Annotated in this window: 11 protein-coding genes; 8 read left to right on the top strand and 3 right to left on the bottom strand. The window is 67.5% G+C overall.

Features of this window, described 5'->3' with window-relative positions; all coding sequences use genetic code 11:
- The first annotated feature begins 227 nt into the window (after positions 1–227).
- Both GGR03_RS00480 and GGR03_RS00475 read left to right on the top strand, forming a co-directional pair.
- Positions 228–3134, top strand: coding sequence for a hypothetical protein (locus GGR03_RS00480; protein ID WP_210291969.1), 2907 nt, complete (start codon positions 228–230; stop codon positions 3132–3134).
- Positions 3131–3613 (top strand): GNAT family N-acetyltransferase, encoded by a 483-nt coding sequence (locus GGR03_RS00475; RefSeq protein ID WP_183205332.1) that lies wholly within the window; start codon positions 3131–3133, stop codon positions 3611–3613. The genes GGR03_RS00480 and GGR03_RS00475 overlap by 4 nt, the downstream gene beginning before the upstream one ends.
- Positions 3614–3676: 63 nt before the next feature.
- Here the strand turns inward: GGR03_RS00475 and GGR03_RS00470 are convergent, their stop codons facing one another.
- On the bottom strand, positions 3677–5785 hold the full coding sequence (locus GGR03_RS00470; protein WP_183205331.1) for a molybdopterin oxidoreductase family protein: 2109 nt from the start codon (positions 5783–5785) through the stop codon (positions 3677–3679).
- A 147-nt stretch (positions 5786–5932) separates the two neighbouring features.
- Complete coding sequence (locus GGR03_RS00465) at positions 5933–7039, bottom strand: alkene reductase (RefSeq protein ID WP_183205329.1); 1107 nt, start codon at positions 7037–7039, stop codon at positions 5933–5935.
- 153 nt (positions 7040–7192) lie between these two features.
- On the opposite strand from GGR03_RS00465, the gene GGR03_RS00460 reads away from it, so the two are divergent.
- From GGR03_RS00460 to GGR03_RS00450, 3 genes are all read left to right on the top strand, one after another.
- Positions 7193–8038: a 23S rRNA (adenine(2030)-N(6))-methyltransferase RlmJ gene (locus GGR03_RS00460; RefSeq protein WP_183205327.1), complete on the top strand. Its 846-nt coding sequence runs from the start codon at positions 7193–7195 to the stop codon at positions 8036–8038.
- 69 nt (positions 8039–8107) lie between these two features.
- Positions 8108–8647: a hypothetical protein gene (locus GGR03_RS00455; RefSeq protein ID WP_183205325.1), complete on the top strand. Its 540-nt coding sequence runs from the start codon at positions 8108–8110 to the stop codon at positions 8645–8647.
- A gap of 14 nt (positions 8648–8661) precedes the next feature.
- Positions 8662–9258 (top strand): glutathione S-transferase family protein, encoded by a 597-nt coding sequence (locus tag GGR03_RS00450; RefSeq protein WP_183205323.1) that lies wholly within the window; start codon positions 8662–8664, stop codon positions 9256–9258.
- 20 nt (positions 9259–9278) lie between these two features.
- Here the strand turns inward: GGR03_RS00450 and GGR03_RS00445 are convergent, their stop codons facing one another.
- Positions 9279–9944, bottom strand: a complete 666-nt coding sequence (locus tag GGR03_RS00445) for an outer membrane protein (RefSeq protein WP_183205321.1) — start codon at positions 9942–9944, stop codon at positions 9279–9281.
- Between the two features lie 251 nt (positions 9945–10195).
- Here GGR03_RS00445 and uvrC point away from each other — a divergent pair, with 251 nt between their 5' ends.
- From uvrC to moaD, 3 genes are all read left to right on the top strand, one after another.
- Positions 10196–12289 carry an excinuclease ABC subunit UvrC gene (gene uvrC / locus GGR03_RS00440; RefSeq protein ID WP_418885025.1) on the top strand — a complete coding sequence of 698 codons (2094 nt, stop codon included), beginning with the start codon at positions 10196–10198 and terminating at the stop codon, positions 12287–12289.
- Between the two features lie 94 nt (positions 12290–12383).
- Complete coding sequence (gene pgsA / locus GGR03_RS00435; RefSeq protein WP_183205319.1) at positions 12384–12965, top strand: CDP-diacylglycerol--glycerol-3-phosphate 3-phosphatidyltransferase; 582 nt, start codon at positions 12384–12386, stop codon at positions 12963–12965.
- A gap of 54 nt (positions 12966–13019) precedes the next feature.
- Positions 13020–13271, top strand: coding sequence for a molybdopterin converting factor subunit 1 (gene moaD, locus GGR03_RS00430; RefSeq protein WP_183205317.1), 252 nt, complete (start codon positions 13020–13022; stop codon positions 13269–13271).
- Position 13272 lies beyond the last annotated feature (1 nt).

The raw sequence follows: 13272 nt of genomic DNA, 5'->3' as shown, positions 1-13272 counted from the left end.
GGATCCTGCCGTCTGCGATAGTTCGCGGGTCAGTCTGCCAGCCGCATGCAGCCTGGCCGATCGTCGCCTGTCCGAACATCGGTATCAAGACGGGAAGCGCTTCGCCGGCACCGCAGGGTGAGTGGGAAACGGCGGCAGGAGCGGCGATGGGTGGATTGCGCGTAGACTCTCGGGATCGACCACGCGGCTTGCGGCTTGCGACGCTGTGTGCCGCGACCTTGCTAGGCATGATGGAAACGCTCCAGGCGGCCTCCTGCCCGGCCGAACGGCCCGAGCCGCTGCTGCCGACCGATCCCGCCCTCTGCTCCAGTCTCGCCGAGGCGGTGCGCCAGCCGTCGGCCCTGCCGCTCGACCAGTACGAGGCGAAGCTCGACCAGTTCTTCGGCCAGTACTGCCACCGCGACACGGCGGCCGGCTGGCGGCGCGACCGCACCGTACGCGACACGGGCCCGTTTACGGCGCGGTTCGCCGACGGCAACTGGACCGGCACCGATCACGGCACGCATGCGCCGGTGGTGATCTGGTACTCGCCGGAAATGGCGGACTGGCTGGTCGCGAACCGCGCCGACGACGAGGTGCCGGGCGAGGCACCGCCGGTGTCCGACGGCGCCATGATGGTGAAGGAGATGTTTCCCGCACCCGCCGCCGATTGCGTCGCCGTGCCGCCGGAGCGGCTGTTCCCGACCAGCGGTGCGGCGATCATGATCCGCGATGCGGAAGCTTCCTATGATGGCTGGTTCTGGGGTTGGTACGGCTTCGGATCGGATAGCGGCTGGGCGCCGGACTGGCCGCCCGCCCCGAGCAATCCGCTGCCGAACATGGGCTTTGCGCAATACTGCCTGAACTGCCACGCCTCCGCCGAGAACAACCACACCTTCGCCTCGCCGAAGAACATTCAGGGCGAGCCGGGACGCTCGCTGGTGTTTCTCAGCCAGAACGTGCCGCCGCAGCCGCCCGCCGAATCACACCACGATGCGGTCACCACCCAGGAGGACCCGGTTCGCCGGCACGTGCAGCCGCTCGCGGCGCCGGACCGGGACGTGCTGGCGGCGCTGCGCGCCTACGCTTCGGGCGCCGATGAGGCGGCTGGCGTGCCGATGCCGTCGCAGACCTACGACCAGACATGGGTTGCCGCGGGCGGGCCGACGGCCGCCGACACGTTCCTCACCTCCAGCCAGTGCCTCGGCTGCCACGACGCCGGCAGCACCGGTCTGCAGTTCGACATGACGGCGCCGAACCCGCATGGCGACAATCTCGAGAACCTCTCGCCCTATGCGACCTGGCGCTCGTCGCCGATGGGGCTGGCCGGCCGCGACCCGTTCTTCTTCGCCCAACTGGCGAGCGAGACGCAGACTTTCCACCCGGGCGCCAGCGATGTCGTGCAGGACACCTGCCTCGGCTGCCACGGCATCAACGGCCAGCGGCAGTTCCACGTCGACGGGTCGGCCGACGGCGGCGCCTGCGCGCCGTTCACGCGGGAGATGGTCGACGCCGTCCCCTACCCGGATGGCAATCCCACCGCCGAGCACGCCAAGTTCGGCGCGCTGGCGCGCGACGGCATCTCCTGCACGGCCTGCCACCGCATGGCGCTGGGCGAGGCCGGCACGGCGGCGGCGGACCAGCCGCAGAACGCCTGCGTCGCCGAGCGGCAGGAGTTCCTCAATCCCGACAATACCGGCTTTGCCCGAACCTTTACCGGCAGCTTCCTGGTCGGCGCGCCGGACCGGCTGATCGGGCCGTTCGAGAACCCGAAGACCACGCCGATGAAGGCCGCCTTCGGCAACATCCCGGCACACGACACGGCGATCGCCAGTTCCGAGATCTGCGGCACCTGCCACACCGTGCACCTGCCGGTGATGCAGGACGCCGAGGTGATCGGCCACACCTACGAGCAGACCACCTATCCCGAGTGGGCGTTCAGCGCCTATCGCACCGGCGAGAGCCCGGACGGACCGCTGCCGCTCGGCGCCGGCAGTGCCGCCGAATCCTGCCAAGGCTGCCACATGCCGTCGCGCGATGCGGCGGGCGTGCCCTATCGCTCGAAGATTGCCAGCATCCAGGAATATTCGAACTTCCCGCAGGCCGAGAACGTGCTGCCGCCGGAGGAGATCGACCTTGTCGAGCGCGATGGCTTCGCCCGGCACACGCTGGTCGGGCTCAATGTCTTCCTCATCAAGATCGCGCAGCAGTTTCCAGACATATTGGGGATCGGCCTGCCGGATCCGATGCTCGGCAAGAAGGGCCTCGACCCGCTGCTGCGGACGGAGCGGGCGATGCTGGACCTTGCAGCCGAAAGTACAGCGGCGATCACGGCTACGGAAATCGTCAACGACGGCAAGACCTTGAGCGCTACGGTGAATGTGGAGAACAAGGCCGGCCACAAGTTCCCGTCCGGTGTCGGCTTCCGCCGGGCCTTCGTGGACTTCCGGGTGCTGGACGCAAGCGGCGAGACGCTCTGGGCCTCGGGCCGCACCGACGGCGCCGGCGTCCTGGTCGATGCCGGCGGCGTGCCGGTGACGGGCGAGAACTGGTGGGCGGAAGACTGCTCGGCCCGTGTCGAGCCGGAGAAGCGGCTGCACCAGCCGCATTACCAGACGATTACCCGACAGGACCAGGTGCAGATCTACCAGGAGCTCGTGTCGACGCCGCCGGATGGGCCGGAGCCACCGATCTGCGGCCCCGGCACGACGCCGCAGGGTATGCTGACGACGAGCTTCCTGTCGATCTGCTCGTCGGTGAAGGACAATCGGCTGCTGCCGCACGGCTATCTCGGGGTCGAGGACCGCAAGGTGATCGCCGCGGCGCTGGGCGCCGGCGAGGAGCTGGCGCTGGAAACCGGCTCCTACGGCGTCGGCGACGATCCGGACTACCAGACCGGCGGCGGCGACAGTTTCGTCTATGCCGTGCCGCTGGCCGATCTGCCCGCGGGCCAGCAGCCGGCTTCGGTCGAGGCGACGCTCTACTACCAGGCGACGCCGCCCTTCTATCTGCAGGACCGTTTCTGCACCGCCAAGGGCGCCGACACCGACCGGCTGAAATACCTCGTCGGCCGCCTCGATCTCAGCGGCACGGAAGCGGAAGACTGGAAGCTGCGGGTGGTGACGACCGGGCCGGTGGCGATCCACGGCCAATGAGCAGATCGACGCTGGAGGTGAAACAGATACCGGGTCACATCGTGCTCCGACCCGCCCGCGACGTCGATTACGACGCCGTCGCCGAAGTATGGCACAAGAGCGCCAGCCTTCCCGACGTTGGACCCGCTGTCATGCCGTCCGAGAAGGAGCTTCGCTGCCGGATCGACGCGGAACTCGTCGCAGGATGGCGCGTGACCGTGGCGACCGATGACGACGCTGTTGTCGGTTTCGTCGCGACGCGACCCAGTGATGCGATTCTCTGTGAGTTGTTCGTGCACCCCGAAAATACCGGAGCCGGGGTCGGGCGAGCGCTTCTGAAGCACGCCATGACCACGATGCCCAGGGGATTTTCCCTCTACACGCGCTCGGTAAACACCAAGGCCCGACTGTTCTACGAGCGAGCCGGGCTGGTGCGGTCGCACGAGGATGTTCATCCTCGAACCGGCGACCCCGTAACCTTCTACGCATGGAAAAGGTGAGGCTGATCACGGCGCCGCGGTGACCGGCGAAAGATATCCGTTGGCTGGCCTCACCGGCCAAGCCTACCCTGCCCGCAGCCACACCTTGTTGTCGTGGAACGCCGCGCCGCCGAAGGGTGCGACAGGGTCGGCGCCGGTGAGAACGTTGATCCCCTCCCCGTCGAGGAAATCCGAATTCGCCCACAAGCCCTCGTGGACCAGCACGCCGGGCTTGACCGTGTCGCTGACCTTGACCGGCAGGCGGACTTCGCCGCGGCTGTTGCCGATGGTCACGAGCTGGCCGTCGCCGAGGCTCTCGCGCAGCGCATCCTCGGGATGAACGAGCAGTTCCGGCCGGCCTTCCCGCGAGCGCGAGCCGCGCGTCTCGGCGAAGGTGGAGTTGAGGAACTGCCGCGCCGGCGATGTCGCCAGGCGGTAGGGGTGCGCGTCGTCGGCGATCTCGATCAGCTCGACATGGTCGGGATAGACCGGCAGGCCGGCGACCGGCCCCTGCGCCCCGAGGCTCTCCGGCGGCCGGTTCGGCGCCGGCGAGCCGGTCCAGTCGGGGCGGAAGCGGAATCTGCCGTCCGGCCAGGCGAAGCCCGACAGGAAATGCGCCGTCTCGAAGGGCGGCTGGCGGTCGATCCAGCGCTCGCGCTGCAGCCCGTCGAAGCCTTCGGTGTCGCCGGCGGCCTTCAACATCGTGTCGATCAGCGTCCGCTCGGTCAGGCCGAAGCCGGGCCGGTCGGCGACGCCGAGGCGCTTGGCCAGTTCCTCGACCACGAAATGGTTGGTGCGCACCGTCTCCGGCGGGTCGACCAGCTTCGGCCCCAGCACGATGTGGTTCTGGCCGCCGCCGCGGTAGATGTCGTCATGTTCGAGGAACATCGTCGCCGGCAGCACCAGGTCGGCCAGCTTCGCCGTGTCGGTCATGAACTGCTCGTGGACGCAGGTGAACAAATCCTCGCGGGCAAGGCCCTGCCGGACCAGCCGCTGCTCCGGGCAGACATTGGCGGGATTGGTGTTCTGGATCAGCATCGCCGTCACCGGCGGGCCGTTCGACAACGCCGCGGCGTCGCCGGTCAGCACCGCGCCGATGCGCGACTGGTCGAGATAGCGGATCGATGGGTCGCGGTCGGCGCTGCCCATGATCTCCGACTTGTCGAGGCCGAAGATGTCGGAGTTGGAGTGGAAGGCGCCGCCCCCCTCGTGCCGCCAGTTGCCGAGCACCGCCGGCACCGACATCGCCGCATGCATCGCGACGGCGCCGTTGCGCTGGCGGGTGAAGCCGTAGCCGAGGCGGAAGAAGGTCCGCGGCGTCCGCCCGACCAGGGTAGCGAAGGCCTCGATCTCCTCGACCGCCAGCCCGGTGATGGCAGAAGCCCACTCCGGCGTGCGGGTCGCCAGATGCGCCTCCAGCCCGGCGGGATCGTCCGTGTAGCGGGCGAGATAGTCGCGGTCGGCGGTGCCGTCCCGGAACGCCACGTGCATCAGCGCACAGGCGAGTGCCGCGTCGGTGCCGGGCCGAAGCTTCAAAGCGAGATCGGCCTGCTTCATCGTGGCATTGTCGTAGATGTCGATGACGACGATCTTCGCGCCGCGCTCCTTGCGGGCCCTGGCGGCGTGGGTCATCACATTGACCTGCGTCGACACCGCATTGGTTCCCCAGATGACCAGGCAATCCGCCTGCGCCATCTCGTGCGGATCGGCGCCACGCATGGCGCCCGCCCCGACGAACCAGCCGGTCCAGGCCATGTTGGTACAGATCGAATCGAACTGGCCGGAATAGCGCTTGGCGTGGCGCAGGCGATGGATGCCGTCGCGCTGCACGAGGCCCATCGTGCCGGCATACTGGTAGGGCCAGACGGCTTCCGAGCCGTGCCGCGCCTCGGCCGCGACGAACTTCTCGGCGACGAGGTCGAGCGCGTCGTCCCAGCCGATCTCGCGCCAGCCGCCCTCGCCCTTGCCGCCGATCCGCTGCATCGGCTTCAGCAGCCGGTCCGGCGAATGGATGCGCTCGGCGTAGCGGGCGACCTTGGCGCAGATGACCCCGGCCGTGTAGTCGTTGGCGGCCGCCCCGCGCACCCGGCCGATCGTGTGACCGTCGAGGATCTCGACGTCCAGCGCGCAGGTGGAGGGACAATCATGCGGACAGGCGGAGTGCCCGATGGTGACGGCGAGCGGCTTGTTCATCCTCGATTGATAGCGCAACCGAAGGGGCGACCCCAATTCAAAATGTCGATCGCTGGCATTCGAATGGCTGCAGGGTCGCAGCGCAATCGGCGCAAAAAAGGGCCGGACCTCGCGGTCCGACCCCTTCAGACGCAGCTGTGCCAATGCTCAGGCGGCGTAACGCGCGCGCTCTTCCTGGCTGAGCGACGGATAGTCCGTGTAGCCTTCCTCGCCACCGCCGTAGAACGTCTTCTCGTCCCATTCGGCGAGCGGGGCGTTGAGCACGAAGCGCGTCACCAGATCGGGGTTGGAGATGAACAGCCGGCCGACGCAGGCGAGATCGGTCTCGCCGTTCTCCACCCGCTCGATCGCCAGGTCGCGGTCGTAGCGGTTGTTGCCCATGTAGACGCCGTCGAAATGATCTTTCAGCGTCCAGGCCTTGAACTTGTCCGGGTCGCGATTGCCGCGGGTCTCGCCTTCGATGACGTGGAGATAGACCAGCTTGCGCTTCGAAAGCTCCTCGACATAGCGGGTGAACAGCGGCTCGGGATTGCTGTCGCGCAGGTCGTTGGCCGGGCTCACCGGCGAGATGCGAATGCCGACGCGCTCGGGTCCCCAGACGGCGACCACCGCATCCACCACCTGGAGCGGGAAGCGCATGCGGTTCTCGATCGAGCCGCCGTATTCGTCGGTACGCTGGTTGGCGCCGTCGCGCAGGAACTGGTCGAGAAGGTAGCCATTGGCCGAGTGGATCTCGACGCCGTCGAAGCCCGCGGCCTTGGCGTTCTCCGCCGCCTTGACGTAGTCGGCGACGACGCGCGGCAGCTCGTCCTTGTCGAGCGCCCGCGGCACCGGAATGTCCTTCATGCCGTCATTGGTGAAGGCGGTCATTTCCGGCTTCACCGCCGAGGGTGCGACCGGCAGCGCGCCGCCCGGCTGCAGGTCCGGATGCGAGACGCGGCCGACATGCCAGAGCTGCATGACGATCTTGCCGCCCTCTTCGTGGACGGCGTCGGTGACGCGCTTCCAGTCGGCGACCTGGCGATCGGTGAAGATGCCCGGCGTCCAGGCATAGCCGCGGCCTTCCGGCGAGATGTTCGTCGCCTCGGTGATGATCAGCCCGGCGCCGGCGCGCTGGCGATAGTACTCGACGTGCATGTCCTTGAGGTCGCCCTCGTCGGTGGCGCGGCTGCGGGTCAGCGGCGCCATGACGACGCGATTGGCGAGGCGGACGGGTCCGAGGTCGATTGGTTCGAACAGCTTGGCATTGGTCATTGCGGGGCTCTCTCCTGAATGCGATGAGGGCACAAAGCCCCGTTCCCCACATCATCTGGGCATTTGCCGCAGTGCGGTAAGACCCTGAACACAGCGTTCGCCATAGACGAACGCCAAATCGGCCGGCGGCGGGACGCCGGCGAGAGGTGACCCGTGAACTATCGTCATGCCTATCATGCGGGAAACTTCGCCGATGTGGTCAAGCATGTCCTGCTGACCCGGCTGATCGAATACCTGAAGCGCAAGGACAAGCCGTTCCGCGTCTTCGATACGCATGCGGGACGCGGCCTCTACGATCTCGCCGCCCCCGAGGCGCAACGCACCGGGGAATATCGCGACGGTATCGAGCGGGTCGTCGCGGATGCACCGGAGCTGTCGGCCGATCCACTTTTCTCGGCCTATTTCGCGGCGATCGGGCCTGACATCGCCGCTCACCGCTATCCCGGCTCGCCGCTGATCGCGCGCCGCCTGCTGCGCCACCAGGACCGGCTGTCGGCCTATGAGCTGCATCCCGCGGACGCCGCGGCGCTGCGGGCGCTGTTTGCCGGCGACGTGCAGGTGAAGGCGATCGAGCTGGACGCATGGCTGGCGCTCGGCTCGCACCTGCCGCCGAAGGAAAAACGCGGCCTCGTGCTGATCGACCCGCCTTTCGAGAAGACCAGCGAGATCGACGACATCGCCGCCGGCCTTGCCCGCGCCTACCGCCGCTGGCCGGGCGGAACCTATGCCGTCTGGTATCCTCTGAAGCGGCCGGCCGCCGTCGCGGCGCTGCACCGGGCCCTTGCCGGCCTCGGCGCCGACGAGGTCGTCGTCGCGGAATTCCTGCGCGAGGCCTACGGTCCGGACGAGCGCTTCGTCGGCACCGGCCTTGCGGTCGTCAATCCGCCGTTCGTCTTTGCCGAAGAGGCAAAGGCCGTGCTGAAGCGGTTGGTGCCGCTGCTCGGGCATGGCTCGACGGCAACAGCGCGGGTTTTTGCGCCGACCGCCGACACACCCTAGCCGCGGCGCCCTGCTTTCGTGATAACGCTCGGGGAACGAACAGCCGCTCCTGCCGCGAAAGGCTCCGCCATGCGCCCTTCTTTCGTCTTCGCCGCCGTGATCATGTCCGCCGTCTTCATGGCTGCCCCGTCGAAGGCGGCAGACACCATGCGCGGCCACGCGCCCTCGTCGGCCACCAGCACGCTACCCGCCTGCGATGATGCCAAGGTCCTCGCCGAGGTCGAAGACCAGTTCGAATACGGCGCTCCGCGCGTCCTGGCCGCCCCGCTGGCGATCCTCGAGTTCAGCGGCATGTTCGAAAAGGCTTATTTCCCACAGAATAACGTCGGAGCGCCGCCAGAGAACCCCATCGAGCGGCGCTACTGTCAGGCGAAGGCGCTGATCTCCGACCACCAGTACCGGACGGTCTATTACGTGGTCGAGTACCCGATGGGATTCGCCGGCTCGAACGGCTATCTCGGTATCTTCTCGCCGCTGCGCGGCTGGCGCGCCGAAGGCTGCGTGCTCGGCCTCGACGCCTGGCACGTCTACGGGGCCAATTGCGAATCGCTTCGCCGCTTCCAGCCGGAAGGCCGCACCTACGCCTATCCCGACTACGTCACCAAATAGGTTCTGCGTCTCTCATGCGTCTGTATTATTCCCCTGCCTCGCCCTTCGCCGCCAAGGTCCGCATGGCGGCCAGCCACTGCGGATTCGAGCTGGACGAGGTCACCGTCGACACGTCCGCCGAGCCGACCGACCTTCTGGCCGCCAACCCGCTCGGCAAGATCCCGAGCCTGGTGACGGACGATGGTTGCCCGGTCTTCGACAGCAGCGTGATCTGCGACCTGTTCGACCGGATGAGCGGCAACCAGCTTGTGCCGCAGACGCTCGATGCCTGGCGGGCGGTGAAGACGTTCGAGGCGACGGTCGACGGCGTCATCGATGCACTGCTGCTGACCGTGTACGAGGTCCGCTACCGGCCCGAGGAAAAGCGCTATGACGGCTGGGTCGACAAGCAGACCCGCAAGGGCGAACGCGGCCTCATGGTGCTCGACCAGCGGCTCGACGAGCTCACCCCCGAACTCACCACGGCGCATTTCGCCCTGGCGGGTCTGCTCGGCTGGATGAACATACGGTTCCCCGGCAAGGCCGCCGGCGAATTTCCGCGGCTCGCCGCATGGCTCGACGGGTTCATCGCGTCGAACCCGACGCTGGCAGCTTACGTGCCCCGCCCCTAGCCATCTGCCTCCGTCGCGGGTCAGAACTTGAGCGCGACGCCGGCCCGGATCGAGTGCTCGTCGAATCCCGACGACACCGACGTGTTGCCGAGATCGTAGGTTTCGCTCCCGTAGTCGGAATAGCGATATTCGAGCCGCGACGTGATGCTGTCGGTGATCTGCGCCTCGACGCCGCCGCCCACCGTGTAGCCGACGCTGGTCTGCTCGTCGGAGAAACCGTTCAGCGACAGCTCGTTGCGCGATGCCGCGACGCCCGCCGTGGCGAATACCAGGAACGGGTCGACGGCGACGCCGGCGCGCGCGCGAAGCGAGCCGAAGATGTTGCCGTCCGCGGAAATGGCCGAACCGGTCGCGACATTGAAGCCGTCGGCGTCGACGCCGGAGCCGCCGATATCGGCCTCAAGACCATAGACAAAACGGTCGGTCTGCAGATTGTAACCCGCGTAGACACCACCGACGAAGCCGTCGCCATCGAAGCTCGCGCCGCCGCTCTGGTCGAAATTGGCGCTGTTATAGCCGACGAAGCCGCCGGCATAGGGGCCTGACCAGACATACACCGGTGTGGCGGCCGTACCCACGGCGACAGGCGACGGCGCCGGCTCGCCATAGACGGCGTCTGCCGCCGACGACGGCGTGGTCAGCAGCGCCAGCGCAGCACCCAGTGCAAGATGTCGAAGCTTCACCATACTCAGGCCTTTCAGATGCCCGTTCCGGTTCATGACCGGAGAGGTGGGGACGATATCTCCCGGGAAAAGTGCGAATGTCGGGCGAAGGCTCCCTCCGGCCGGAAATAATCTGAAACAAGTCGCGAGCGTTGCAGGTCGGCCACAGCGCCCGCAAGGTGGCGGGGGGAGTTCGAGCGGGCCGCTCGCGGCCCCGTGCATTCGGCCGCCTGGCGAATCATATAAAGGGAGACACGCAGCGCCCGATGCCGCGAATGACGAAGCCCATTGCGGGCAACCCAAGCCAGAGCCTTCAGGACGACATGAACGATCCGGCCGATATCGACGATCTGGAAGACGAAGACGCCCCAGAGGCTGACGCGATCGCCGTCACCGCGAGCAGCGCCGAGCTCCTGGCGTCGATCGAATGGGACGATGCCGGCGGCGCGGCAGCGAGCGGGCTGACCGGCGTCGACCTGATCGTTGCCCTGGCCAAGCGCCTGCCCAACCGGCCGGGCGTCTACCGCATGTTCGGCAAGGACGGCGAGGTCCTCTATGTCGGCAAGGCGCGGTCGCTGAAGAAGCGCGTCGTCAGCTACACCCGCCTCGGCGGGCACACGCAACGCATCGCGCGGATGATCCGCGATACGCGGCAGATGGAATTCGTGACGACGCGCACCGAGACGGAGGCGCTTCTGCTCGAAGCGAATCTGATCAAGCGGTTGCGCCCGCGCTTTAACGTTCTGATGCGGGACGACAAGTCGTTCCCCTACATCTTGGTCAGCGAGGACCACGAAGCGCCGGCGATCATGAAGCACCGTGGCGCCCGGTCGCGGAAGGGCAGCTATTTCGGGCCGTTCGCCTCGGCCGGCGCGGTCGGCCGCACCATCAACTCGCTGCAGCGGGCCTTCCTGCTGCGGACCTGCACCGACTCCGTCTACGAGACGCGCACCCGCCCCTGCCTGCTGCACCAGATCAAGCGCTGCTCGGCGCCCTGCACCGGCGAGATCTCGATCGACGACTATCGAGAGCTGGTCGGCGAGGCGAAGGCGTTCCTGTCGGGCCGGTCGAGCCAGATCAAGAGCGGCATGGCGACCGCCATGCAGGCGGCCTCGCAGGACCTCGATTTCGAGCGCGCCGCGATCTATCGCGACCGGCTGGCGGCGCTCTCCCATGTCCAGGCGCACCAGGGCATCAACCCTGCCGGCATCGAGGAGGCCGACGTCTTCGCCATCCATCAGGAGGGTGGGCTCACCTGCATCCAGGTGTTCTTCTTCCGCACCGGACAGAACTGGGGCAACCGCGCCTATTTTCCCAAGGCGGACCCCTCGCTGGAGCCGGAAGCCGTGCTCGGGGCATTCCTCGCGCAGTTCTACGACGACAAGCCGGCGCCGCGGCTGGTGCTGCTGCCGATCGCGGTGGAGGACGAGCCGCTACTCGCCGACGCGCTCAGCGTCCGGGCGGAGCGCCGGGTCAAGATCGAGGTGCCGGCGCGCGGGCTGAAGAAGGAGCTGGTCGACCACGCATCGAGCAATGCCCGCGAGGCGCTCGGCCGGCGGCTTGCGGAGACATCGTCGCAGGCGCGCCTCCTCAAGGGCGTGCAGGAGACGTTCGGGCTGGCGCGCACGCCCCGGCGGATCGAGGTCTACGACAACTCCCACATCATGGGCACCGCCGCGGTGGGAGCGATGATCGTCGCCGGACCCGAGGGGTTCGTGAAGAACCAGTATCGCAAGTTCAACATCAAGGGCGTCGACATCACGCCCGGCGACGACTTTGCGATGATGCAGGAAATGCTGACGCGGCGCTTCGCGCGCCTCTTGAAGGAGGAGGCCGAGGCACCGATGCCGGAGGGTGCCGCGGAGGATGGCGACGACATAGAGGACGACATCGTATCGGAAGCCGGGCTGCCTGCCTGGCCCGACCTCATCCTCATCGACGGCGGCAAGGGCCAGGTCTCGGCGGTGCGCACCATCCTGGAAGAACTCGGCATCGCCGACCGGGTGACGATGATCGGCGTCGCCAAGGGTGTCGACCGCGATGCCGGCCGCGAGCGTTTCGTGACAGCGGACCGCGAGCCGTTCTCGCTGCCGCCCCGCGATCCGGTGCTGTACTTCCTGCAGCGGCTGCGCGACGAAGCGCACCGATTCGCCATCGGCACGCACCGCGCCCGGCGGAAGAAGGAACTGGTGAAGAATCCGCTCGACGAGGTCGAGGGAATCGGTCCGTCACGCAAGCGCGCGCTCCTTCATCATTTCGGCACCGCCAAGGCGGTGTCGCGCGCCGGTCTCAGCGATCTTCTCGCCGTCGACGGCATTTCGGCCGCGATGGCGAAGTCGATCTACGACCACTTCCACGAGCAGGGATGAACGCATCTTCGCCGCATAAGACCATCACCGCGGTTGACGCGACCCACCTGCCCGCGCTTCTAGGGGGCGCGCAAACCGCGACATGGACGCTTTCATGGCCTCTCGGGCTCTCAGCCTTCCCAACCTCCTGACCTACGCGCGGATCGTCTGCGTTCCGCTGGTGGTTCTGTGCTTCTTCATGGAAGGCCAGCTGCGCAGTCCGGACTACGCCCGCTGGTCGGCGCTGGCGATCTTCATCGGCGCGAGCGTCACCGACTTCTTCGACGGCTATCTGGCACGCGCCTGGCAGCAGACCTCGACGATCGGACGGATGCTCGATCCCATCGCGGACAAGCTGCTGGTTGCCGCGGCGCTCCTGCTGCTGGCGGCGGACGGCACCATCGCCGGCTGGAGCATCTGGGCGGCGATCGTCATCCTGTGCCGCGAGATCCTGGTCTCCGGCCTGCGCGAGTATCTTGCCGAACTGAAAGTCTCGGTGCCGGTGACGCGGCTCGCCAAATGGAAGACGACGATCCAGATGGTGGCGGTCGGCTTCCTGCTGGCGGGCCCTGCCGGCGACAAGATCCTCCCCTACATCACCGATCTCGGGATCGTCCTGCTCTGGGTCTCAGCACTCGTGACGCTCTATACCGGCTACGATTATTTCCGTGCCGGACTGCGCCATATCGACGACTGAGAGTTCCGGAAGGCGGCCATGCCGCCCGCCCGACGAAAGCGAAGGTGGAACGTCATGAAGCTCGCCTATTTCGCCTGGGTCCGCGAACGCATCGGCCTGTCGGAAGAAGAGGTCGAACTGCCGGCCGGCGTCGAGACGGTCAGCGATCTCCTGCACTGGCTGAGGGGACGCGGCGCCGGCTACGACGCGGCACTCCAGGCGCCGGAGATCATCCGGGTCGCCATCGACCAGGAACATGTCGACCATTCGCAGCCGCTGGCGGGCGCGCGCGAGATCGCGCTGTTCCCGCCCATGACAGGCGGCTGAC

The organism is Aurantimonas endophytica, from assembly GCF_014196845.1.
GTDB classification, from domain to species: Bacteria; Pseudomonadota; Alphaproteobacteria; order Rhizobiales; family Rhizobiaceae; genus Aurantimonas; species Aurantimonas endophytica.
This window is presented reverse-complemented; position numbering and strand designations above follow the sequence as displayed.